Source organism: Luedemannella helvata (assembly GCF_039528415.1).
GTDB lineage: Bacteria > Actinomycetota > Actinomycetes > Mycobacteriales > Micromonosporaceae > Luedemannella > Luedemannella helvata.
Window position 1 is genome coordinate 105,363 of sequence record NZ_BAAALS010000007.1, and the last position, 22,928, is coordinate 128,290.

The window sequence follows — 22,928 nt, forward strand, 5'->3', positions numbered from 1 at the left end:
GCCAGGACAGCTTACCCGCATGACGACCTGCGGTTTTCGTCGACCTTTTCACGCCGAAAATGCGGCGATTAGGGTCACTACCGCAAGGATGGCGCAAACCGCGCCGCCGATATATCGGACGACCGACAGTCGGACGCGCCGCAACAGAACCCGGCCGAGCAGCACTGCGGCGCCGGAGACGACTGCGAGCCCCAGCCACGCGCCCAGGAACACGCCGACCGGGTGCCCGCCCCGGGCGACCAGGCCGGCCGTCAGCAACTGCGACAGGTCGCCCCATTCGGCAGCGAAGAGGACGAGAAAACTCGCACCGAAGGCCCGCAGCCCGCCGGCGGCCGGCCCGCGTACTTTCGCCGCGAACTCGGCCTCCTGCTCCCGCTCGACCGCGTCCGCGTTGCGGGCTCCCCGGACCATGATCACAGCGCCGACGGCGAACAGGACGGCCGCGACGATCTGGACCGGCCGCGGCGGCAGCAACGCGATCAAGCCGCCGGCCGCGACCGCCACCAGGCACTGCACCCCGAACGCGCTCACCACGCCCAGCCAGACCGGAAGGGCCCGGTAGCGGGTCGCCAGGACGAGCGTCGCGACGAACGTCTTGTCCGGCAGCTCCACCGGGACGATGAGCACGAACGCGGTGAGCAGGGCCTCCACGGTCAGAGGATGGGCTCAGGCGCGTAGTTGGCGGCGGCCGGATGCAGGGCGACGACCGCGCCGACCCGCGACGCCACGGCGGCCACCTGAGCGGACGCCGCACCCACGAAGCTGAACCGGTCGGCGATCAACTCGTCGATCTCGGAGCGGCTCAGGCCCAGGCGGGAGTCGGCGGCGAGCCGGTCGAACAGGTCGTTGTCCGGGGTGCCCTTCTCGCGCATGGCCAGCGCCACGGCGACCGCGTGCTCCTTGATCACCTCGTGGGCGACCTCGCGGCCGACCCCGCGCCGGACGGCACCGACGAGGATCTTGGTCGTCGCCAGGAACGGCAGGTATCGGTCGAGTTCGCGCGCGACCACGGCGGGATAGGCGCCGAAATCGTCCAGTACCGTGAGGAAGGTCGCGAACAGGCCGTCGGTCGCGAAGAACGCGTCCGGCAGGGCCACCCGGCGCACCACCGAGCAGGACACGTCGCCCTCGTTCCACTGGTCGCCGGAGAGTTCGCCGACCATCGACAGGTAGCCCCGGACGACCACGGCCAGCCCGTTCACGCGCTCGCACGAGCGGGTGTTCATCTTGTGCGGCATCGCCGACGAGCCCACCTGACCGGGCCGGAAGCCCTCCGTCGCCAGCTCCTGGCCCGCCATGAGCCGGATGGTCAGCGCGAGCGACGACGGTGCGGCGACGACCTGGGCCAGCGCGGAGACGACATCGAGGTCCAGCGAACGCGGGTACACCTGGCCGACGCTGTCGAGCACCCGGGCGAACCCGAGGTGGCGGGCCACCTCGGCCTCCAGGGTGGCCAGCGCCTGCGCCGACCCGTCCAGCAGGTCGAGCTGGTCGGCCGCCGTGCCCACCGGCCCCTTGATGCCGCGCAGCGGGTAGCGCTCCAGCAGCGTGGACAGCCGCTCGTACGCGAAGAGCAGCTCCTCGGCCGCCGTGGCGAAGCGCTTGCCCAGCGTGGTGGCCTGCGCCGGCACGTTGTGCGAGCGCCCGACCATGACCAGCTGGTCGAACTCCACCGCCCGCGCCCCGAGCCGGGCCAGCGTGGCAACGACCCGGTCGCGCACCAGCTCCAGCGACGCCCGGATCTGCAGCTGCTCGACGTTCTCGGTCAGGTCGCGCGAGGTCATCCCCTTGTGGATGTGCTCGTGCCCGGCCAGCGCCGAGAACTCCTCGATCCGCGCCTTCACGTCGTGCTTCGTGACCCGCTCGCGCGCCGCGATGGACTTGAGGTCGACATCATCGAGTACCCGCTCATAGGCCTCGATCACCCCGTCCGGAACGGTCACGCCCAGTGACCGCTGCGCCCGCAGGACGGCGAGCCACAACCGCCGCTCGGCGCGCACCTTCTCCTCGGGCGACCAGATGTTGACCAGTTCGGCGGACGCGTACCGCCCGGCAAGCACATTGGGAATCACCCCCGCATTCTCCCGCGCGTCCACCCCGCCCGGGGGCGCAGGGCCGCCGACGTGATGCTCCTACGGTTTGTCAACGGTGAGGTCGTGGTGGACTTCCCGGCCGACGAGCCGCGACCCCTCCTGACCCGTCACACACCCATAGCCCGGCGTTGGGCGAAAAGGCGCGTAATTCGGGAGCGTTATTACACGCGCAACCGCCCAAACGTCGGGATGCGAGGGCCAGCGCGGAGCATCGGAGAGCGGTCGAGCGCGAGCGGACCCACGTGCCCCACGACGCACCCGCACTCCGATGTTTGGGCGGAAAGGCGCGTTATTCGGGAGCGTTATTACACGCGCAACCGCCCAAACGTCAGCGAACGAACGAGCGGCGAGCGAGCGAGCCGGCGAACGAGCGGGCGGGCGAGCGAACGAGCGAGCGAGCCGTCGGGCGAGTGAGCGCCCGACGTGCGCACCTTGGCGGCCCGGAGGTGCCCGTCAGGCGGGGGTGGGGAGGTCCACGGGTGTCGGGTGGTGGGTGCCGTGGCGCAGGGTACGGACCGAGCGGTTGAGGATGGCGGCGATCGTGGCCGCGAGGACGATCCCGGCCGCGCAGATGAGCGCCGGTCCGACGCCGATCGCCTCCGCCACCGGCCCGGCGGCCACCTCGCCGAGCGGAATGGCGATGAACGACCCGAGCGCGTCGTAGGAGTAGACGCGGGCGAGCCGGTCGGCCGGGATGTGGTCCTGCAACGTGGTCTCCCACGCGACGCCGAACTGTTCGAACCCGAAGCCCGCCACGAGCGCGCAGGCGAGCAGGATCGGCAGTGTCGGGGCGACCCCGAGGAAGAGCAGGAACGGCACGTCCGCCGCGACGAAGACCGTCCCGAACAGCAGCAGCCGTTTGACCCGCAGGCGCATGGCCACGACGCCGCCGATGACCATCCCGGCGGTCTGGGCGGCGAGCACCAGGCCCCACGCCGTACGGCCGATGGTGTCGTCGGCCACGGCCGGCCCGAGGACGGCCTTGCCGCCGACGACGGCGGCGTTGATGAAGCAGAACGCGATCACGATCACCCACACCCAGCTGCGCGCGGTGAACTCCCGCCACCCGTCGCGCAGGTCCACAAGGGTGTTCGACGAGGAGCGGGCAGCCGCCCGTACGCGCGGGACGCGTACGAGGGCGAAGGCGACCGCGGACAGCGCGAACGTCGCCGCGTCGATCGCGAGACCCCAGCCGGGCCCGACGAGGGCGATCAGCGCGCCGCCGGCCGAGGCTCCGACGATCATGCTCGTGTTGATGCCGAGCCGGTTGAGCGCGTTGGCCTGCTGGCGGCTCTCCTCGGGCACGGTCTGGGGCAGCAGCGCGCTGGAGGCCGGGAAGCCGAACGCCGCCGCGAACCCGTTGACGACGCCGAGCGCCGCGAGCAGCGTGACGGTCGCCGACCCGGTGAGCACGAGGGCGGCGACGACCGCCTGGCTGGCGGCGGCGAGCACGCTCGACGCGACCATGACGAGCTGGCGCGGCAGCCGGTCGGCGACCACCCCGCCGACGAGGAGGAACACCACGTTGGCCAGGGACCTGGCGGCGACGACCAGGCCGAGGTCGGAGACGCTGCCGGTCAGGTCGAGGACGGCGAACGCGAGCGCGATCGGGGCGATGGCGTTGCCGAACATCGTGGTGGCACGACCGAGCACGAGGAACAGGAATGGCCGGTGGCGCAGCGGGGCCAGCGTCGGGGGGCCGGGAGGCATGGCGGCCAGCCTGCCATCGCGGCGCGGCCCGCGCTGCCCCGCTCAGCGCTCCATGATCGCCAGGACGCCCTGTCCGCCGGCGGCGCAGATGGAGATCAGGCCGCGTCCCGGGCGCCCCCGCGACGCGAGCAGCTTGGCGAGGGTGGCGACGAGCCGCCCGCCGGTGGCCGCGAACGGGTGCCCGGTCGCGAGCGACGACCCGACCACGTTGAGCCGTTCGCGGTCGACCGTGCCGAGACCGAGCGACTCCCACGCGGCGAGCGTCGCCAGTACCTGGGAGGCGAACGCCTCGTGGATCTCGTAGAAGTCGAAGTCGCCCAGGCCGACGCCGGCCCGTTCCAGCAGCGGGGGCAGCGCCCGCACCGGGGCCATGAGCAGCCCTTCGCCGTTGACGAAGTCCACGGCGGCCGTCTGGGACCAGGTGAACCACGCCTGCACGGGCAGCGACCGGGCGGCCGCCCACTCCTCGCTGGCCAGCAGCACGGCCGACGCGCCGTCCGTGAGCGCGGACGAGTTGCCGGCCGTCATGGTCGCGGTCGCCGGGTCGCTCAGCCCGAACACGGGCCGCAGCGCGCCGAGCCGTTCGAGGGTCGTGTCGGGCCGCAGGTTCTGGTCGCGGGTCAGCCCGCGGAACGGGGTGATCAGATCGTCGAAGAACCCATTCGCGTACGCCGCGGCGAGCCGCTGGTGCGACACCAGGGCCAGCTCGTCCTGGGCGGCGCGGGTGATCCCGTACTCCCGGGCCGTGATGGCCGCGTGCTCGCCCATGGACAGTCCGGTGCGCGGCTCGGCGTTGCGCGGTACCTCCGGCCGCAGGCCGGCGACCGGGTTGATCCGCGAGATCGCGCGCAGCCGGCCGCCGGCCCCACGGGCCCGGTTGAGTTCGAGCAGCCGCCGCCGCAGGCCCTCGTTGACGGCCAGCGGCGCGTCCGAGGCGCTGTCGACCCCGCCCGCGATCCCGGCCTCCAGCTGCCCCAACGCGATCTTGTTGGCGACGTTGATGACGGCGGCGAGCCCGGTGCCGCACGCCTGCTGGAGGTCGTAGGCCGGGGTGTGCGGGTCGAGCGCGGTGCCGAGCACGCACTCGCGGGTCAGGTTGAAGTCGCGGGAGTGCTTGAGCACGGCCCCGGCGACCACCTCCCCGAGCCGCTCGCCGGCCAGCCCGAACCGGGCCACGAGCCCGTCGAGCGCGGCCGTGAGCAGGTCGGCGTTGCTGGCGGTGGCATAGGGCCCACCGGCGCGGGCGAAGGGGATGCGATTGCCGCCCAGCACGGCGACGCGGCGTACCTGCATGGAGTCACCCTAGAGGGGCTGACAGCGCCCGTAGGGTTGGAGCATGACCGAGCGCAGCGAGGTGAGGCAATGACCGACCGGTACCGCAGCTTTGCCAATTCGGGGGTGGGGCGCGGGCTGGTGAAGCGGCTCGGCCTGCCGCAGCCGGCACCCCTGCGCCGCTACACCCCCGGCGATCCGCTGGTCACCGGCCCGGTGCTGCTGGCGGGCGCGGGGCGCGCCGCCGGCCCGGCCCGCGCCGTACTCACCGCGGCCGCCGTCGAGGTGCTGCCGGAACGCGGCACGGCCCCCACTCTCGCCGCCATCGTGTACGACGCGACCGACCTGGCCACCCCGGCCGACCTGGCCGACGTCCACGCGGCCCTGCACCCGGCCGTCCGGTCGCTGATCCCCAGCGGCCGGGTCATCGTCTTCTCCTCCCCTTCGGAAAGCGCGCCGGCGGCCGTCGCGACCCAGCAGGCACTTGAGGGGTTCGTCCGTTCCCTCGGCAAGGAGCTGGGCCGCGGCAGCACCGCCCAGCTGGTCCGGGTCGCACCGGGCGCGGAGGGCAACCTGGCGTCCACGCTGCGGTTCCTGCTCTCCGGCCGCTCGGCGTACGTGTCGGGCCAGGTGATCGACGTGGGCACCGGCAGCGCGCCCATACCCGCCGACTGGAACCGGCCGCTGGCGGGCCGGGTGGCCCTGGTCACGGGCGCGGCCGGCGGGATCGGCGCGGCCACGGCGCGGGTGCTGGCCCGCGACGGCGCGCACGTCGTGTGCCTGGACGTTCCGGCCGCCGGCGACGAGCTGGCGGCGGTCGCCAACGGGGTGAGCGGCGAGGCGACGCAGCTCGACCTGACGGCCGCCGACGCGGCGGAGCGGATCTGCGACCTGTTCGCGGCCCGCCACGACGGCCTCGACATCGTGGTGCACAACGCCGGCGTCACCCGTGACCGCACGCTGGGCCGGATGGGCGACGCGGAGTGGTCGCAGGTGATCGCGGTGAACCTGACCGCGCCGGAGCGGATCACCCAGGCGCTGCTCGACGAGAAGCTCGTGCGCTCGGGAGGCCGGATCATCGGCGTGTCGTCGATCGCCGGCCTCGCGGGCAATCGCGGCCAGACGAACTACGCGGCCAGCAAGGCCGGCGTGATCGGCCTGGTACGCGGGTGGGCGCCGGTGCTGGCCGACCGGGGCATCACGGTGAACGCGGTGGCGCCGGGCGTCATCGACACCGCCATGACGGCGAGGATGCCGCCGATGCTGCGGGAGGCGGCCCGCCGGATGAACAGCCTGGCCCAGGCGGGCCTGCCGGTGGACGTGGCCGAGACGATCGCGTGGCTGGCGGCGCCGGCGACGGGCGGGGTGACCGGCAACGTGGTACGCGTATGCGGGCAGTCTCTGCTCGGGGCGTGACGGCCCGGTATAGGTTTACTGGTGAGTAACTAACAAACGACGGAGGACAGCATGGCCGACTTCGACATCTCCGACCCAGCGTCGGTCGACCCCAAGCAGTTCGCCGAGATGGTGCGGTCGGCGTCGGGCTCGCAGCTGAACGAGGTGATGAGCGGCGAGAGCCGGGGCAAGATCCTGGCCGAGATCTTCAACCGGATGCCGGCGCAGTTCCGCGCGGACAAGGCGGGCAACACGAACGCCGTGATCCAGTGGAACATCACCGGACGTCCCGACGGCGGCTCCGACGTCTACCAGGTCAACATCGCCGACGGCACCTGCACGGTCGCCGAGGGTGCCCAGGCCGACCCGAAGGTCGAGATCACGCTGGCCGGGCCCGAGTTCCTCAAGCTGATCGCGGGCGCGGGCAACCCCACGATGATGTTCATGACCGGCAAGCTCAAGGCCAAGGGCGACATCATGCTCGCCGGCCGCCTCGCGGAGCTGTTCTCGCTCCCTAAGGGGTGACCGAGAAGTGGGATCGCGGCGGTGGTGCCTTGCCGCCGCCGCGTCGCCTCTCTAGCGTCGGCATCGTGGAGATCGCTGACCCCCGCCCGTCTGTCCGGGTGGTGTGTGTGGACGCGCACGGCCGCGTCCTCCTGCTGAACTGGTGCGACCCGCACGACGGCGCACTGCTCTGGGAGCCCCCCGGCGGCGGCATCGAGCCGGGCGAGTCGCCCTTCGAGACGGCCCGCCGGGAGCTGGTCGAGGAAACCGGCCTCGACCCGAACACCATTGTGGACAGTCCGGTGACCGTCCCCCGCGACGTCGTCTGGAACGGCAAACGCCACGTCGAGGACGAGCTGTTCTTCCTGGCACCCGTCAACGGCAACGCCAAGGAGATCAGCCGGGACGGCCTCGTCGGCGACGAGCCCGCCAACCTGCGCGGGCACGCCTGGGTGCACTGGACGGAGCTGTCCCTGCTGCCCGACCGGCTTGAGCCGCCCGAGCTGCTGGAAGTCCTCGCGGCACTCGACCCGTCGGGCCCCTGGGTCACCTCGTCGCAGCGCTGACCGCACCCGCGATCGCCGCGGCGGCGATGTCGCGGCGCGCGTGACTGCCCGCGAGCTCGATCTTGTCCACAAGGGAGTACGCGGCATCGCGCGCGGACGCGAGGTCGGCGCCCACGGCCGTGCACGCCAGGACGCGCCCACCCGCGGACACCAGCGTCCCGTCGGCGCCGCGCGCCGTGCCGGCATGCAGCACCCCCGGCTGGTCGGCGCCCGAGATGACGTCGCCCGTGCGGACCTGGCCGGGGTAGCCCGCGGCGGCCACCACGACGGTCACCGCGGCACCGTCGCGCCAGGCCAGCGGCGGGTGCTCGGCCAGCGTGCCGTTGGCGGCGGCCCGCAGCAGGCCGCCCAGCGGCGTCTCCAGCAGGGCCAGCACGGCCTCCGTCTCCGGGTCACCGAAGCGGGCGTTGAACTCCACCACCCGTACGCCCTTGTGGGTGAGCGCGAGGCCCACGTAGAGCAGGCCGGCGAACGGCGTCTCCCGCGCGCGCATCGCCGCGAGGGTCGGCTCCACCACGGTGGCCATGACCTCGTCGACCAGGCCACCCGGCGCCCACGGCAGCGGGGTGTAGGCGCCCATGCCGCCGGTGTTCGGCCCGGCGTCGCCGTCGCCGACGCGCTTGAAGTCCTGCGCGGGCAGCAGCGGCAGCGCGGTCGCGCCGTCGGTGACGACGAACAGCGACACCTCGGGGCCGTCCAGGTACTCCTCGATGACGACCCGGCCGCACTCGGCGGCGTGCGCCCGCGCGACCTCCAGGTCGTCCGTGACGACGACGCCCTTGCCGGCGGCGAGCCCGTCGTTCTTCACCACGTACGGCGCGCCGAACTCGGCCAGCGCCGCGTCGACCTCCTCGGGCGTCTCGCACACCCGGGCGGCGGCGGTCGGCACGTTCGCGGCGGCCATGATGTCCTTGGCGAACGCCTTGGAGCCCTCCAGCTCGGCAGCGGCCCCGCTCGGCCCGAAGCAGTCGATGCCGGCGGCGCGCACCGCGTCGGCCACCCCGGCCACCAGCGGCGCCTCCGGGCCGACCACGACCAGGTCGGCCGCCACCTCGACCGCGAGCGCGGCCACGGCCGCCGGGTCGAGGGCGTCGACATCGCGCAGTGCGGCGACGGTCGCGATGCCCGGGTTGCCGGGGGCGGCGATGAGGTCGGTGACGGCCGGGTCGGCGGCGAGGCCCACGGCGAGCGCGTGCTCGCGCGCCCCCGAGCCGATGATGAGTACGCGCACGGGCGCAATCCTAGGAGACCGCCGGCGCGCTACCTCAGCAGCGGGGTACGGACGACGTTCTCCTCGCGGCCCGGACCCACCCCGACGACGCTCACCCGGGTGCCGCACAGTTCCTCGACCCGCTCGATGTAGCGGCGGGCGTTGGCCGGCAGGTCCTCCCAGGTACGGGCCTTGGAGATGTCCTCCCACCAGCCCGGCAGCTCCTCGTAGACCGGCTTGGCGTGGTGGTACGCGGTCTGCGTGGTCGGCATGTCGTCGTGGCGCACCCCGTCGATCTCGTACGCCACGCAGATCGGCACGGTGTCCAGGCCGGTCAGCACGTCGAGCTTGGTGATCACGAGGTCGGTGATGCCGTTGAGGCGCACGGCGTAGCGGCCCACGACGGCGTCAAACCAGCCGCAGCGGCGCTCCCGGCCGGTCGTCGTGCCGTACTCGTGGCCGATCTTGCGCAGGTGCTGGCCGTTGTCGTCGAACAGCTCCGTGGGGAACGGGCCGGCCCCGACCCGCGTCGTGTACGCCTTCGACACGCCGATGACCTGGTCGATCCGGGTGGGCGGGATGCCCGTGCCGACGCAGGCGCCGCCCGCCGTCGGGTTGGACGAGGTCACGAACGGATACGTGCCGTGGTCCATGTCGAGCATGGTGGCCTGCGCGCCCTCCATGAGGACGATCTTGCCGGCGTCCAGCGCGTCCCACAGCATCGCCCGGGTCTCGGCGATGTACGGGCGCAGCCGCTCCGCGTACGCCAGGTATTCCTCGACCACCGCGTCGACGTCGATCGCCTTGCGGTTGTAGACCTTGAACATGATCTGGTTCTTCTCGCGGAGCACCAGTTCGAGCTTCTGGCGCAGGATGCCCGGGTCGAGCAGGTCCTGTGCCCGGATGCCCATCCGGGCGACCTTGTCGCCGTACGCGGGCCCGATGCCCCGCCCCGTGGTGCCGATGCGGGCCGAGCCCAGGTAGCGCTCCACGACCCGGTCCAGCGCCCGGTGGTGCGGCATGATCAGGTGGGCGTCGCCCGAGATGCGCAGGCGGGAGGTGTCCACGCCGCGCTCGGAGAGGCCGTCGATCTCGGCGAGCAGCACCTTCGGGTCGACCACGACCCCGTTGCCGATGACGATCACCGCGTTCGGCGACAGGGCCCCCGAGGGCATCAGGTGCAGCGCGTACCGCTGCCCGTCCGGCGTGATGACCGTGTGACCCGCGTTGTTGCCGCCCGAGAAGCGCACGACGTAGTCGACGTGTGCGCCGAGGAGGTCAGTAACCTTGCCCTTGCCTTCGTCGCCCCATTGCGCGCCGATGAGCACGATCGCTGGCATCTCATCTACCGCCTTCATGGCCCCCGCGGGATCACACCCACGGGGCTCTCCGGGTGCCCGACCGGCAACCGCCCCGGGATGTCAGGCTAACAAGCTGTACCCACGGTCATGGTGAGGGAGGTCCGCCCGGTGCGCCAGGTAATCGTTCTGTCACTGGCCGACGACACGGCGGAGACGGCCGGCGGCTGCTGCGGCGCCAGCGCCGGCGGTTGCGGCGGGTCGGCGCCACCCGACGCCGACGCGTGCGCCACGCGGCCGCCGCGGGTGCCCGTACTCCGGTGTTCTGACGCTCTGAGCGCGGGCGGCGCGGCCGTGGAGGTCGTCACGGCCTGCTCCGACGCGGAGATCGACGCCGCCCTCAAGGCGGTGCGCGCCGACGAGGCCGCGCTGGTCGTGGCGGCCGCCGACGACGGGCAACTGCGGGCCGTGCTGCGCCGGCTCGTGCGCGCCTACGCGCCCGCGCCGTCGAAGCGCCCCGCCGACCTGCCCGCCAACCGCACCGTGCCCGACCTGCCGCCTGTCGGCATCCTGCCGCTCACCCCGGGCATCCCCGACATCGTCACCGACCTCGGCCTGCCCACCGACCCGGCGGCCGTCGCCGCGGCCGTCCTCGGCGGCCGCACGCGCCGCCTCGACCTGCTGCGCAACGACGGCGGGTCGGTCACCGCACGGTCCGCGGTGCTCGGCGGAGTGGATGCTTCCGGTACGGCCGTGAGCTGGCGCGGGCGCGTCGAGGTGGACGACGCGGTGCTCACGGACGGGGCGGAGCCCGTGCTGGCCTGCGTGGTGACGAACTCCGGCGGCGTCGAGGTGGGCGGCCTGCCGCTGACCGACGGGGTGGCCGCGGACGACGGCCGGATCACCGTGGCGGTCGCCGTGCCGCGCCGGGTCCGCCGCCTGCTGCGCCGCCCGGACACCCACCTCGAGGTACGCCGGGCGACCGGCCGGGCCGTGGCCATCACCCCCCGGGAGGAGTCCGTCGTGCTGGTCGACGACGGGGTGACCGCCCAGCTGACCCGCAAGCGCAGCTGGTGGGTGGAACCCGGCGCCTGGGCGGTCTACGTTCCCTGACCTTCCGTGTGTCTCCCGTCGCGGTGCGTTCCGTGACCGGGCGGGGCTGTGCGAGGCTGGTAACCCGCACCGCCTGGGGAGGAGGCGCCGTGGATTCCAACGAAGAACCGCCGGTCGAGTACGCGCCGAACACCCCGTGGAGCATCCCGCCCGCTCCCCGGCCGGCCCCAGCCGCGGCGCAACCGGCCCGGCCCGCGTCGCAACCGGCCCGGCCCCCGTCGCAACCGGCCCGGCCCGCGATCGCGGAGGCCCTGACGCCGCCGGAGCCGGCTGAGGCGCCCGACGCCGAGCCCATCTCCGCACCGCCCGTCTCCGCACCGCCCGTCTCCGCACCGCCAGCGCCGCAGCCGCGGGCGCTGCTTGAGCCGCCTGCGGCGAGCATCTCTCCGGCCGCGCCGGCACCGCACACCGGACCCGCGCCGTTCACGGCGCCCGCCCCGGCGGAACCGGGTACGACCTGGGGGCCGGGCGACACGATGCGGTGGCTCGCCGCCCTGGCGGGCACGGCCCCCACGCCGGAGGCGCCCGCGCCGACCAGCCCACCCCCGCCGCCGCCCGACGCCGGCTCCGTCTCACCGCCCGGAAAGCGCGCCATCGCGGGCGGCTGGGCGCCGCAGCCACACCCGTACCAGGAGGTGGAAGCCGACTTCGGCGAGCGGACGCCCAACGCCGAGGAGTTCGCCACCCGACGGCGGGTGCGCCCGCGCGTGGTGTCGGCCGTCGCCGGCGCCCGGGGCGCCGCCCGGCGCGGCTCGTTCGGCCTGCTCCGGCTGCGCCCGAGCCGCGACGAGTCCGACCTGCGCGAGGCGCTGCACACCGTACGCCGCAACTTCGGCGGGCTGCGCCAGATCACCGTGGTCAACCCCAAGGGCGGCGCCGGGAAGACGGTCGCCACGCTGATGCTGGGCCTGGCGTTCGGACGCAGCCGGGGCGGGTTCGTGCTGGCCTGGGACAACAACGAGACCCAGGGGACGCTGGGCATGCGCGCCCAGTCGGAACCGGGCGCCCGTACGGTACGGGACCTGCTGCGCGACCTCGACCGGTTCGCGGGCGGCGCGGGGCGCGTCGGCGAACTGGCCGCCTACCTGCGTACCCAGGACGACGCGATGTTCGACGTGCTCGCCTCCGACGAGGCCGCGACCGCGGGCGAGATGCTCACCGCGCGCGCGTTCCGGGAGCTGCGCGAGGTGGTGGGCCGGTTCTACAAGCTGCTGATCGTCGACACCGGCAACAACGTACGGGCCGAGAACTGGCAGGCCGCCCTCGACGCCACCGATCAGCTGGTCATCACCCTGTCCGGCCGCAACGACTCGGCGGAGACGGCAGCCCGCCTGCTCGACCATCTGGAGCAGACCGGCCGCCGGGAGTTGGTCCGACGGGCCGTCACGGTGTTGACATTGCCGCCGCACCGGGGCGACGTCCCGCCGGGCCGCGTGGCGGAACACTTCGCGGCCCGGTGCCGGGAGGTGTGCCAGGTCCCGTACGACCGGCACCTGGACAGCGGCGCCCCCGTCGACTACCGCGCGTTGTCCCCGGCCACCCGTGCCGCCTGGCTCCGCACAGCCGCCACGATCGCCACCGGCCTCTAACCCCGGCCCCGCTGCCCGCCCCGCCCGCCCCGCCCGCCCGCCCGCCTCGCCCGAGGTTATGGATTTCTTTGGCCGGTACAGCAGCCGGTTAAATCCAAAACCCGCCGGAGGGTTGCCGCCGACGGCCGGCCGCGGTGCGGCGCAGCCCGCACGACGGCCAGCGTGAGCGGCGGGGCAGCGTGCGGGGATTAGCCGGCCAGGGCGTCTGCCGCGGCTGGGTCGCAGTCGCGCAGGAACTGGGCGCAGCGGGCCGCCTCGTCGGCCTCGCCGATCGCGTCAGCCGCCCGGGCCAGGATGTGCAGGCAGCGCAGGAATCCGCGGTTGGCTCCGTGGGCCCACGGCACCGGCCCGCTGCCCTTCCACCCGTTGCGGCGCAACGCGTCCAGCCCGCGGTGGTACCCCGTCCGCGCGTACGCGTACGCCTGGACGCTCGCGCCGGCGGCGAAGGCCTGCTCGGCAAGCGTGGCCCACGCGGCGCTGGACGAGGGGTAGCGCGCGGCCACCTCCTCCGGGGTGCCGGGGGCTGATGCGCCCGGGTCGTCCGGAAGCAGGGTGGGCGGCGGTTCGGGAAGCAGATTGCGCATGGCCTCATTCAACTCCGTTGACTCACGTCCGGATAGCTGAACGGGTGAGGGCTTTTCCACACGCTCAGGGGGTAGTGACCCACGCCACTTCGGAGTTCAATCGAAGGTCCGGAGCCTCCCCAGGACCCGGTAACGCGATGGCCCGGTTCGTCCGGGCCATCGTCCTGTCAGGACCTGGCCAGCAGGAGTCCTGCGGCTTCCGCGGGGTCGTCCGTGAAGTGAATGAGCGGCGACCGGTCGCCGACCGGCGCGGACGACAGCAGCGGCCGCAGCAGCGCCGCGACCGGCAGGTCGTCCGTCCAGAATTGACGCCCGATGAACAGGAACGGCCCGGAGTGTTCGACCGTGCCGTAGAACGTCATCGTGGCCGCCTGGAACACCTCCTGCACCGTGCCGGCCCGCCCGGCCGCGAACACGATGCCGCCGCGCGACAGCTTGAGGATCAGCTCCTCGCGCGAGGCGTTGGAGAACATCTTGCCGATGCGCGCGGCGAACACGTTCGCCGGCTCGTGCCCGAAGAACCACGTGGGGATGGCCAGCCCGCCGGCTTGCGCCCAGGAGGTGCCGGGCGGCGGGGCGTAGCGTTCCCGCACGGCCAGCGCCGCCGCCGTGTAGGCCTGCCCGTCGTGAAAGTCGGTGACGGCGGCCAGCTCGTCGACCGCCAATTCAAGATCTTCAAGGGTACGGGTGGACAGGTAGGCGCCGAGGTTGGCGGCCTCCATGACGCCCGGCCCGCCGCCGGTGAGCACGAGCCGGCCCTCCCGGGCGATCATCCAGGCCAGCCGAGCCGCGTGGCGGTAGCCGGCCGACCCGCGGTGCTCGGCGTGCCCGCCCATGATGCCGACGATGGAGTTCGGCCCGTGCTCGGCGATCCACTTCTGGGTGTCGTTGGCGAGCGCGTTGTCGATGCCGTGGTCGTGGATGCGCTGGGCGAGTGCCTCCCGCAGCGGCGGAGTCGCCCCGCCCTGCGCGTAGTAGTGCCGGAACACCCGGGTGTCGTACATGGCGTCGAACCCGCCGTCGGCGAAGCCGGCGACGAGGTCGTCCGGGGTGTAGAGGCGCGACGGCTGGGTGGGGTACGGCATGTCCATGAAGCGGGGCACGACGTGGGCGCCGCGCGCCACGACATCGGTCGCCTGGGTCACGGAGAGGGTGCAGCCGAGGAAGATCGCCCGGGTCACGTCGATGTCGCGCAGGTCGGCGTCCGTCAGGTCGAGGCCCTGCAGGATCAGGTCAGCGACCGTACCCCGGCGCAGGCATCGGGCGAGCTGCTCGGGCGTCTCGACCTCGGCGGCGCTGTGGTCGACGGACTCGATGACATGCGGAAGCGGGGTAGGCACCCGCGCAATGGTACGAGTGAGGGCCGCCCACGCGCACGTGGACGGCCCTTCAACACGTATGTCAGGCGGTCGGCGAGGTGCCCACCGAGCGCAGGTCGGTGCACGCCTCGACGACGCGCTTGGCCAGGCCGGCCTCGGCCAGCTTGCCCCACGCGCGCGGGTCGTACGCCTTCTTGTTGCCGACCTCGCCGTCCACCTTGAGCACGCCGTCGTAGTTGGTGAACATGTGCGCGGCCACCGGACGCGTGAACGCGTACTGGGTGTCCGTGTCGATGTTCATCTTGACCACGCCGTAGTCGACGGCCGACTGGATCTCGGACAGCAGCGAGCCGGAGCCGCCGTGGAAGACCAGGTTGAGCGGCTTGTTCTGGCCGAACTTGGCGCCGATCGCCTCCTGGATCTCCTTGAGGATCTCGGGGCGCAGCTTGACGTTGCCCGGCTTGTAGACGCCGTGCACGTTGCCGAAGGTGAGGGCGGCCATGTAGGTGCCGTTCTCGCCCAGGCCGAGCTTCTCGACCATGGCGGTGGCGTCCTCGACCGTGGTGTAGAGCTTGTCGTTGATGGCGTTCTCCACGCCATCCTCCTCGCCGCCCACGACGCCGACCTCGATCTCGAGGATCACGTTGGCCGCCTTGCACTGGGCGAGCAGCTCCTCGGCGATCTGCAGGTTCTCGCCCAGCGGCACGGCCGAGCCGTCCCACATGTGCGACTGGAACAGCGGGGTGCCGCCCTTGGCGACACGCTCGGTCGAGATCGCGAGCAGCGGACGCACGAACCCGTCGAGCTTGTCCTTGGGGCAGTGGTCGGTGTGCAGCGCGACGTTGATCGGGTACTTCTTGGCGACCTCCTCGGCGAAGGCCGCGAACGCCACCGCGCCGGTGACCATGTCCTTGATCGTCGGGCCCGAGAGGTACTCCGCCCCACCGGTCGAGACCTGCAGGATGCCGTCGCTGCCCGCGTCGGCAAAGCCGCGCAGCGCCGCGTTGAGCGTCTGCGAGGACGTGACGTTGATCGCCGGGTACGCGAAACCGCCAGCCTTCGCGCGGCTGATCATCTCGGCGTAGACCTCAGGGGAGGCGATAGGCATGGTGCGCTCCTTGTTGACTGCTGGATTCGGATATGTCGCGGTGGCGGACCGCGCTGTCCTCGCACGAAGTATCCCGCAGACCCTGCCGACCACTGAAATCGGGCCTTGCCGGTTGCCCGGCGCGGGCCCTGGGTACGGCCTTACCGTAGACATCTAGGGAGGTGCGTCACACATGACCATGCCCGATGAAGATCTCACCCCGGGTGACCACCTGGCTCCGGAGGAGCGCGACCCCGAGGCGCCCCCGGCCGACGCCGTGGAGCAGGCGATCTCGGCGAACCCCGCCGAGGACAGGCCGGAGGTCCACCGCGGCTTCGAGGTGAGCGAGTACGACGCCGTCGAACAGGCGCACGTCGTCGACCTGGACGACGAGTACCGCGAGGGCTGATGGAGACCACCTTCGCCGCCCAACCCACCACGCTTGAGGGCGTGTGGCAGTGGTGGCGATGGATGCGGGAGCATGATCCGGTCAGCTGGGACGAAAAGTACGGCGCGTGGCACGTTTTCCGGTACGCGGACATCGTGCGCGTACTCGCTGATCCGTTGACCTTCTCGTCGGATCTCGTGGGGCTGCTCCCGCCGCAGCCGGAGATCGAGCTGTTCAGCAAGGGCAACTTCGTCCGGATGGATCCGCCCCGACACGACAAGCTGCGCAAACTGGTGAGCAAGGCGTTCACGCCCCGGGTGGTGGCGGATCTTGAACCGCGCATCACCGAGGTGACGGACGAACTGCTGGACGCGGTCACCGGAGAGCCGGGGTTCGACCTGGTGGCGGCGCTGGCGTACCCGCTGCCGGTCACCGTGATCGCGGAGCTGCTGGGGGTGCCCGCGAGCGACCGTGGGCTGTTCCGGACATGGGCGGACGCGCTGCTCAACCAGCCGCTGCCGGACCGGATGCTGCCCGACGAGGAGACTCTGCGGCTGCGGGCGGCGCCCCTGCACGACATGATCGGGTACCTGCTGACGCACATCCGCGACCGTCGCGCCGCCCCGCGCGACGACCTGACGAGCCAGCTCATCGACGCAGAAGTCGACGGCGAGCGACTCGTCGACGACGAGATCGTGGGGTTCGTGGGGCTGCTGCTGATCGCCGGCCACATCACGACGACGACGCTGCTCACGAACACGGTCCTGTGTCTGGACACGCACCCCGACGCGGCCCGCGACCTGCGTGCCGACCTGTCGCTGGTGCCGACCGCGCTGGAGGAGGTGCTGCGGGACCGGGCGCCGTTCCCCCGCCTGGCCCGGGTCGCGACGGCGGCCTCGGCCGTGGGCGAGCGGACGGTCCCCGCGGGGCAGGTGATCAACCTGTGGATCGGCTCGGCCAACCACGACGAGCGGGAGTTCCTCGATCCTGACGACTTCGACATCCGGCGCAGCCCGAACCCGCACCTGAGCTTCGGGCACGGGATCCACTTCTGCCTCGGGGCGCCGCTGGCCCGGCTGGAGGCGGCCATCGCGGTGCCGATGCTGCTGCGTCGCTGCCCCGACCTGGCGGTCGCCGACGGGGTGGAGTTGTTCGACGCACGGGTCATGGCCGGCGCCCGGCGGCTGCCGGTCGCCGCCCTGTGGGCGTAGGCCGGCGGCCCGGCCGGATGCCGCCGCCAACCACGCCGCGGCGGGACCGGGCCGTACCGGAACCATTGCGTCAGCGCGGCTCGACTGTCGGCAGGCCGGCGGCCGACGCGGCTGCCAGGAGGCGCTTGTCGTACGTGACGAACCAGGTCAGGGCCGTCCCGAGCAGGGCGGCGGTCGCCAGGTGGATGGCGTCGAGGCTGCGCAGCAGGGGTTCGGGCTGGGCAGCGGCGGCCGAGCACACGCCGTCGTCCATGGCGATGAAGTTGATGGCGCCGAGCACGAGCGGCAGGTTGGCCAGCGCGCCCGGGTCGACCCGGCGCAGCGCGCGGGCACACTCGACGCGGGCCAGGGTGGACGACACGAGGGGCACGCCGCCCTGCGCGGTGAGCCACGCGCGCAGGGCGGGCGTCTCGGGCGTGACGTGCACGAGCTTCACGATCGCGCACGAGTCGAGATAGATCATCAGAACCGGTCGTCCCGGTCCTCGCTGATCACGTCGGTGGCGTCGCGTTCCGGCCGGTGGCCGGTGTCGACGGGTTCGGGCAGGTAGCCGGGGTTGGCCGCCGGGATGAGCCGGCCGGCCGCCTCCAACCGCGCGAGCACGTCGTCGGCGGGGGTGGCCGGAACCATCCGGATCACGGGGGTGCCCCGGTCGGTCACGATGATCGTCTCGCCTTCCCGGACGCGGCGCGCGATCGCGGCCGTGTGGTGCGTGAGTTCGCGCAGTCCGATAGTCGCCATGCGAAAAAGTTACCACAATTTGTGGTCACAACGCCACGGCTGCGTACCCCACGACGCGCGACGCGTCCCCGGCCGTGTCCGCCGAGGTCGCGTAGTGCAGCACGGTCGGTGTCCGCCCCTGCGTACCGGCCCACGCCAGCAGCCCGCGCAGCGCGAACACGCCGCACGCGTCGCGTACCCCCACATCCGCGGACCGCAACCCCACGACCGCCCGCAGCGTCGCCGCGTCCTGGACCCGGGCCCGCTCGTCCGGTTCGTAGTGCGCCAGGTCGGTGCTGCACAGCAGCACCGATCCGGGGGCCAGCGCGGCGGAGATCACCGCGGCCACCTCACCCGCCGCGGCGCTGCCGACCGCGATGGGGAGTACGCCGAAGGAGCCCGCGAGTACGCGCTGCAGGAACGGCAGCTGCACCTCCAGGGAGTGCTCCCGCGCGTGGGCGTCGTCGTCGACCGTCACCAGGCCCGCGTCGACGAGCGCGGCGGCGTCCTCGACGGGCACCTCGCCCAGCGGCGTGCGCCACGCCTCGGCGGACGCGACCGCGCACCCGCGCAGGGGCGCGAAGTGGGCCGGCCCGACGAGCACGACGCGGCGGGTGTCGCGCGGCAGGCCGGCGTAGGCGACGGCGGCCGTGGGACCGGAGTAGACGTAGCCGGCGTGCGGCACCACGTACGCCGGGGCGTGCCGCGGGTTCCCCGGGACGTGCCGCGGGTTCGCCGCGTCCTGTCGCGGGTTCGCCGCGCCGGCCAGCAGGGCGTCCACCTGGTCGGCCAGCAGGACCGGGTCGGCCGGATAGAACTGGCCGGCCACGGCCGGCGCACGGACCGCGCCCATCAGGCGGCCTCGAGGATGTGCACCGGCAGGCGGCGCATGCCCCAGGTGCCGTGCGGGCCGTCGTACACGCCGGGCAGCTGGGTGCCGCACGCCCGGCAGGCGCCCTCGTCGGTGAGCCCGTAGTCGTTGATGGTGTACCAGTCGCGGGCGACGACCCGTGCCCCGCAGTGCGGGCAGTGGGTGGACTGGCCGGCCTCGTCGTGCACGTTGCCGGTGTAGACGTAGCGCAGGCCGTGCTCGCGCGCGATGCGCTGGGCGCGGCTGAGCGTTGCCGGCGGCGTGGGCGGGACGTCCATCATCTTGAAGTCCGGGTGGAACGCGCTGAAGTGCAGCGGAACGTCCGGCCCGAGGTTCTCGACGAGCCAGGCGGCCTCCTCGGCGATCTCGGCGTCGGAGTCGTTGTGGCCCGGGATCAGCAGCGTGGTGATCTCGAACCAGACGTCCGTCTCGTGCTTGAGGTAACGCAGCGTGTCGAGCACCGCCCCGAGCCGGGCGAAGGTGATCTTCTCGTAGAACTCCTCGGTGAACGCCTTGAGGTCGATGTTGGCGGCGTCCATGTGCGCGTAGAACTCGGCCCGGGGCGCGGGGTTCATGAACCCGGCGCTCACGGCGATCGCCTTGATCCCCTTCTCGTGGCACGCGTCGGCGACGTCCATGCCGTACTCCATGAAGATCACCGGGTCGTTGTAGGTGAACGCGACCGAGCGGCAGCCGAGCCGCTGCGCGGTCTCGGCGAGCGCCGCCGGCGAGGCCGCGCCGGCCAGCGTGTCGATCTCACGCGACTTGGAGATGTCCCAGTTCTGGCAGAACCGGCAGGCCAGGTTGCACCCGGCCGTGCCGAAGGACAGCACGGACGAGCCGGGCAGGAAGTGGTTGAGCGGCTTCTTCTCCACCGGATCGACGCAGAAACCCGACGACCGCCCGTACGAGGCGAGCACGACCTGGTCGTCGACGCGGCCCCGGACGAAGCACAGACCCCGCTGGCCCTCGCGCAGCTTGCAGGCGCGCGGGCACACGTCGCACTGGATTCGCCCGTCCGGTAGCTCGTGCCAGTGCCGCGTCGGCACCGTGTACGGGTCGGCCAGACTGAGCGTGTCGTCGGCCATACGCCCACGGTAGGCCGCCCGAAATGCCGGTGTCCACCCTCGTCAAATCGGGTGTCCTGTCACAGGACGCAGGGAACCGCCCTCGCGTCGTCGCCATCCGTGAGCGCCGCCCGGTAGCCTGTTTCGCCGTGGACACCGTGACGACACAGGCCCTCGGCGAGATGCTCGCCTTCAATCCCCTCGACGTCAAAGGGCTGCTGGCGACGTTCGGCCTCATCGGCGTGCTGGCGATCATCTTTGCGGAGACGGGCCTGCTGGTCGGCTTCTTCTTCCCCGGCGACTCGCTGCTGTTCCTCGCGGGTGTCGCCGCCTCGCCGGTCGCGAGCGAGATCCTGCCCGGCGTGGAGCCCATGCCGATCGCCATCCTCCTCATCGGGGCGCCGATCTGCGCGATCGTGGGCGCCCAGCTGGGGCACTACCTGGGCGCCCGCTACGGCCCGCGGATGTTCGCCAAGCCGGAGTCGAAGCTGTTCAAACGGGAGTACGTCGAGAAGGCCGAGTACTACTTCAACAAGTTCGGTGCCCCGAAGGCCGTCGTGCTGGCCCGGTTCATTCCGATCGTCCGGACCTTCCTGAACCCGGTCGCGGGCATGCTCGGCATGTCGAGCCGCCGGTTCCTCCTGTGGAACGTCATCGGCGGCATCCTCTGGACGGACGGCATCCTGCTGGTCGGCTACCTGCTCGCCAAGAAGATCACGGACGCGATCCCGGCCGAGAAGATCGACTCGTACATCCTGCCGTTCGTCCTCCTGATCATCCTGATCTCCATGATCCCGATCTTCGTCGAGGTCTTCCGGACCCGCCGCGAGAAGAAGCGGCTGGCCGCCGCCGGCCTGGCCCCCACCACGCCCGCCACGACGCCGGCCGGCCCGGCCATCGGCACGGCCTCGGTCCCCACCTCGCCCCCCTTCACCTCCGACGGGCGTCACCACCGCCCGTAGTGCGCTGAAGTCAGCGATGAACCGGATTGGCACCCTGGGTGACCCTGGGTGCCAATCCGGTTCATGGTTTTCGGGGAACGCGCTAGCGCGGCGGGCCGGCGCGCAGGCGATCGGCGCACTTGGCGAGGACGTCCTCCTTGGGCAGCGCCCAGTCCGCCTCCAGCCACCACGTCGCCCCGGCCTCTGCCCACGCCTTGACCGTCTGCGCCGCCTCGGCGCCCGGCTCCGTGGTGCCCTCCATGACGACGTCGAAGCCGGTCATGTCGAGGCCGTTCGCGGCGCGCTCCTCGCGCAGCCAGGCGACGCCCTCGGCCAGACCCTCGTGGGTGGGCCGGTTGAGCTCGCCGGGCGGCGCGTCCGCCGGCGGCTTGAAGTACGGCAGCCAGCCGTCCCACCGGGCGACCCGGCGCATGGAACGTGGCGCGGGCCACAGCCCCACCACCCAGACGGGAATGCGCGGTTGCTGGGTGGCCGGCGGCGGCAGCATGACGTCCGTACGGTGCGCCCGGTAGTGCTTGCCCGCGTACTCGAACGGTTCGGCCCGCCACAGGTGGGTGAGCAGTTCAAGGCTCTCGTCAAGGCGCTCGGCGCGCACCTTGCGGCCCGCGTCGTCCTCGAAGATGAAGAAGCGCTCCTCCGGCGCGCCCAGACCGACCGACAGGGTGACCCGGCCGCCGGAGAAGTTGTCGAGCGTCGCGGACTGGCTGGCCACCTCCCACGGCTTGCGGTACGGCAGCGGGGTCAGCATCGTGCCCAGCCGGAGCCGGCTGGTCCGCGCGGCGACCGCCGTGAGTCCCACCCAGGGATCAATGCCCCACACGGACTCCCACATGAAAAAGCCGTCCCAGCCGGACTCCTCGGCGACGACCGCCAGCTCGGCCGCTTCGGCCGCACCTCCCCAGGGGAGTACAAATCCAAACTTCATGCCGGCGACGCTAGTCGCGCCCACCGACATTGCCGCTCAGATGAGGGAGCCGGCGTCCCGGCCGGCGAGGAATTCGGGCGGACACTCGGGCAGCGCCCGGTCGCCCACGAGGGAGACGGCCTGGTAGGTCAGGCGCGCGGCCTCCTCCAGGTTGACCGCCCGGCGGTGGGCCATCTCGACCGTGTCACCCAGCACGGCGCAGCCGTGGAAGGGCAGCAGGACGCAGTTGGTGCCGTCCGCGACCGCCGCCGCGACGGCCTCGCCCACCTCCGGGGTGCCGGGCGCGTGCCAGGCGGTGACGGCGACGCGGCGCAGATAGAACGCGTGGTCGGTCGTCATGAGACGGATCGGCACGCCGAGCGCCTCGAGCAGGACGGCCGTCTGCGGGTGCAGGTGCACGACGGCGTTCACGTCGGGTCGGGCGCGGTAGACGGCCAGGTGCAGGCCCACTTCGGAGGACGGGGTGGCGCCGTCAAGCGCCACCCCGTCCGTAATCCGCACCCGGACGAACGACGTCCGGGACAGGCGGTCCAACCAGGTGCCCGACGCGGTCACCACACATTCGTGTGCGCCGTGTGACCGCGCCGAAAGGTTGCCGCCTGACCCGACGGCGAGCCCCGCGCCGATGACCTCACGTCCGAGGTGGACGAGTTGGTCGATGGGGTCGCCGTCGGGGTAGGTCAGCGGGCCGCCTTCTTCGTCGCCCGCTTGCGGGGCGGCGTGAGCAGGTCGGCGATCTGCTGGATCGCGGAGGGAACGATCCGGTAGTAGGCCCACACACCCCGCTTCTCCCGCTCCAGCAAGCCGGATTCGGTGAGAATGCGAAGGTGGTGGCTGACGGTCGGCTGGGACAGACCGATAGGTGCGGTGAGGTCACACACGCACGCCTCGCCATCAGGCGAAGCCTGGATCAAGCTGAGGAGGCGAAGCCTCGCGGGGTCGGCAAGTGCCTTGAGGACACCAGCCAGACGCTCAGCGTCGATCTTGTCGTAGGGCTCGCCGGCCAGCGGCGAGTTCGAGGGCAATATGAGTTCGGCCAGCGCA

At 72.4% G+C, this 22,928-nt stretch carries 24 protein-coding genes; 8 read left to right on the forward strand and 16 right to left on the reverse strand.

What is annotated here, in order from left to right:
* Positions 1-48: 48 nt before the first annotated feature.
* The 4 genes from ABD191_RS09415 to ABD191_RS09430 all read right to left on the reverse strand — a co-directional run bounded on the left by ABD191_RS09415 (position 49) and on the right by ABD191_RS09430 (position 5,096).
* Entirely contained in the window at positions 49-651 is a 603-nt protein-coding gene (locus tag ABD191_RS09415) for a TMEM165/GDT1 family protein (protein ID WP_344079003.1), read from the reverse strand.
* Between the two features lie 2 nt (positions 652-653).
* A complete protein-coding gene (gene purB, locus ABD191_RS09420) occupies positions 654-2,072 on the reverse strand; it encodes an adenylosuccinate lyase (protein WP_344079005.1) in 1,419 nt (472 codons plus the stop codon).
* A gap of 474 nt (positions 2,073-2,546) precedes the next feature.
* The gene (locus tag ABD191_RS09425) at positions 2,547-3,803 is read right to left on the reverse strand and encodes an MFS transporter (protein ID WP_344079007.1); all 1,257 of its coding nucleotides are present in this window, start codon (positions 3,801-3,803) and stop codon (positions 2,547-2,549) included.
* Between the two features lie 42 nt (positions 3,804-3,845).
* Positions 3,846-5,096 carry an acetyl-CoA C-acetyltransferase gene (locus ABD191_RS09430; protein ID WP_344079009.1) on the reverse strand — a complete coding sequence of 417 codons (1,251 nt, stop codon included), beginning with the start codon at positions 5,094-5,096 and terminating at the stop codon, positions 3,846-3,848.
* A 69-nt stretch (positions 5,097-5,165) separates the two neighbouring features.
* Between ABD191_RS09430 and ABD191_RS09435 the strand changes: the two genes are divergently transcribed.
* The 3 genes from ABD191_RS09435 (at position 5,166) to ABD191_RS09445 (ending at position 7,540) form a co-directional block, all read left to right on the forward strand.
* The gene (locus ABD191_RS09435; protein WP_344079010.1) at positions 5,166-6,491 is read left to right on the forward strand and encodes a 3-oxoacyl-ACP reductase; all 1,326 of its coding nucleotides are present in this window, start codon (positions 5,166-5,168) and stop codon (positions 6,489-6,491) included.
* Between the two features lie 51 nt (positions 6,492-6,542).
* Positions 6,543-6,995, forward strand: coding sequence for an SCP2 sterol-binding domain-containing protein (locus ABD191_RS09440; RefSeq protein ID WP_344079012.1), 453 nt, complete (start codon positions 6,543-6,545; stop codon positions 6,993-6,995).
* Positions 6,996-7,060: 65 nt separating this feature from the next.
* Positions 7,061-7,540: an NUDIX hydrolase gene (locus tag ABD191_RS09445; protein WP_344079013.1), complete on the forward strand. Its 480-nt coding sequence runs from the start codon at positions 7,061-7,063 to the stop codon at positions 7,538-7,540.
* Here the strand turns inward: ABD191_RS09445 and purD are convergent.
* Both purD and ABD191_RS09455 read right to left on the reverse strand, forming a co-directional pair.
* Entirely contained in the window at positions 7,521-8,771 is a 1,251-nt protein-coding gene (gene purD, locus ABD191_RS09450; protein WP_344079015.1) for a phosphoribosylamine--glycine ligase, read from the reverse strand. The genes ABD191_RS09445 and purD overlap by 20 nt on opposite strands.
* Before the next feature lie 29 nt (positions 8,772-8,800).
* Positions 8,801-10,090: an adenylosuccinate synthase gene (locus ABD191_RS09455; protein WP_344079017.1), complete on the reverse strand. Its 1,290-nt coding sequence runs from the start codon at positions 10,088-10,090 to the stop codon at positions 8,801-8,803.
* A 129-nt stretch (positions 10,091-10,219) separates the two neighbouring features.
* Here ABD191_RS09455 and ABD191_RS09460 point away from each other — a divergent pair, with 129 nt between their 5' ends.
* Together ABD191_RS09460 and ABD191_RS09465 are read left to right on the forward strand one after the other, a co-directional pair.
* Positions 10,220-11,161 (forward strand): diacylglycerol kinase family protein, encoded by a 942-nt coding sequence (locus ABD191_RS09460; RefSeq protein WP_344079019.1) that lies wholly within the window; start codon positions 10,220-10,222, stop codon positions 11,159-11,161.
* A gap of 89 nt (positions 11,162-11,250) precedes the next feature.
* The gene (locus tag ABD191_RS09465; RefSeq protein ID WP_344079021.1) at positions 11,251-12,750 is read left to right on the forward strand and encodes a MinD/ParA family ATP-binding protein; all 1,500 of its coding nucleotides are present in this window, start codon (positions 11,251-11,253) and stop codon (positions 12,748-12,750) included.
* A gap of 188 nt (positions 12,751-12,938) precedes the next feature.
* On the opposite strand, the gene ABD191_RS09470 is transcribed toward ABD191_RS09465, so the two are convergent.
* The 3 genes from ABD191_RS09470 to fbaA all read right to left on the reverse strand — a co-directional run bounded on the left by ABD191_RS09470 (position 12,939) and on the right by fbaA (position 15,761).
* Positions 12,939-13,334 (reverse strand): DUF3151 domain-containing protein, encoded by a 396-nt coding sequence (locus tag ABD191_RS09470; protein WP_344079023.1) that lies wholly within the window; start codon positions 13,332-13,334, stop codon positions 12,939-12,941.
* A gap of 167 nt (positions 13,335-13,501) precedes the next feature.
* A complete protein-coding gene (locus tag ABD191_RS09475) occupies positions 13,502-14,674 on the reverse strand; it encodes an LOG family protein (RefSeq protein ID WP_344079024.1) in 1,173 nt (390 codons plus the stop codon).
* 61 nt (positions 14,675-14,735) lie between these two features.
* The gene (gene fbaA, locus ABD191_RS09480; RefSeq protein ID WP_344079026.1) at positions 14,736-15,761 is read right to left on the reverse strand and encodes a class II fructose-bisphosphate aldolase; all 1,026 of its coding nucleotides are present in this window, start codon (positions 15,759-15,761) and stop codon (positions 14,736-14,738) included.
* Between the two features lie 172 nt (positions 15,762-15,933).
* Here fbaA and ABD191_RS09485 point away from each other — a divergent pair, with 172 nt between their 5' ends.
* A complete protein-coding gene (locus ABD191_RS09485; RefSeq protein ID WP_344079028.1) occupies positions 15,934-16,149 on the forward strand; it encodes a hypothetical protein in 216 nt (71 codons plus the stop codon).
* Positions 16,149-17,339: a cytochrome P450 gene (locus tag ABD191_RS09490; RefSeq protein WP_344079030.1), complete on the forward strand. Its 1,191-nt coding sequence runs from the start codon at positions 16,149-16,151 to the stop codon at positions 17,337-17,339. Before ABD191_RS09485 ends, ABD191_RS09490 begins: the two co-directional genes overlap by 1 nt.
* A gap of 70 nt (positions 17,340-17,409) precedes the next feature.
* On the opposite strand, the gene ABD191_RS09495 is transcribed toward ABD191_RS09490, so the two are convergent.
* The 4 genes from ABD191_RS09495 to amrS are packed head-to-tail and all read right to left on the reverse strand — an operon-like array spanning position 17,410 to position 20,018.
* On the reverse strand, positions 17,410-17,802 hold the full coding sequence (locus ABD191_RS09495; protein WP_344079031.1) for a type II toxin-antitoxin system VapC family toxin: 393 nt from the start codon (positions 17,800-17,802) through the stop codon (positions 17,410-17,412).
* Entirely contained in the window at positions 17,802-18,080 is a 279-nt protein-coding gene (locus tag ABD191_RS09500) for a type II toxin-antitoxin system Phd/YefM family antitoxin (protein ID WP_344079033.1), read from the reverse strand. Before ABD191_RS09500 ends, ABD191_RS09495 begins: the two co-directional genes overlap by 1 nt.
* 25 nt (positions 18,081-18,105) lie before the next feature.
* A complete protein-coding gene (amrB, locus tag ABD191_RS09505; RefSeq protein WP_344079035.1) occupies positions 18,106-18,912 on the reverse strand; it encodes an AmmeMemoRadiSam system protein B in 807 nt (268 codons plus the stop codon).
* A complete protein-coding gene (gene amrS, locus ABD191_RS09510) occupies positions 18,912-20,018 on the reverse strand; it encodes an AmmeMemoRadiSam system radical SAM enzyme (protein WP_344079036.1) in 1,107 nt (368 codons plus the stop codon). The genes amrB and amrS overlap by 1 nt, the downstream gene beginning before the upstream one ends.
* Before the next feature lie 137 nt (positions 20,019-20,155).
* On the opposite strand from amrS, the gene ABD191_RS09515 reads away from it, so the two are divergent.
* Positions 20,156-20,959, forward strand: a complete 804-nt coding sequence (locus tag ABD191_RS09515) for a DedA family protein (protein WP_344079208.1) — start codon at positions 20,156-20,158, stop codon at positions 20,957-20,959.
* Between the two features lie 82 nt (positions 20,960-21,041).
* Here ABD191_RS09515 and ABD191_RS09520 read toward each other — a convergent pair whose 3' ends face one another.
* From ABD191_RS09520 to ABD191_RS09530, 3 genes are read right to left on the reverse strand one after another with little or no spacing between them, the layout of a single operon-like run.
* A complete protein-coding gene (locus tag ABD191_RS09520; protein WP_344079038.1) occupies positions 21,042-21,884 on the reverse strand; it encodes an LLM class flavin-dependent oxidoreductase in 843 nt (280 codons plus the stop codon).
* 36 nt (positions 21,885-21,920) lie between these two features.
* On the reverse strand, positions 21,921-22,568 hold the full coding sequence (locus ABD191_RS09525) for a class II aldolase/adducin family protein (protein ID WP_344079210.1): 648 nt from the start codon (positions 22,566-22,568) through the stop codon (positions 21,921-21,923).
* Positions 22,565-22,909 (reverse strand): ArsR/SmtB family transcription factor, encoded by a 345-nt coding sequence (locus tag ABD191_RS09530; RefSeq protein WP_344079212.1) that lies wholly within the window; start codon positions 22,907-22,909, stop codon positions 22,565-22,567. Before ABD191_RS09530 ends, ABD191_RS09525 begins: the two co-directional genes overlap by 4 nt.
* Positions 22,910-22,928 lie beyond the last annotated feature (19 nt).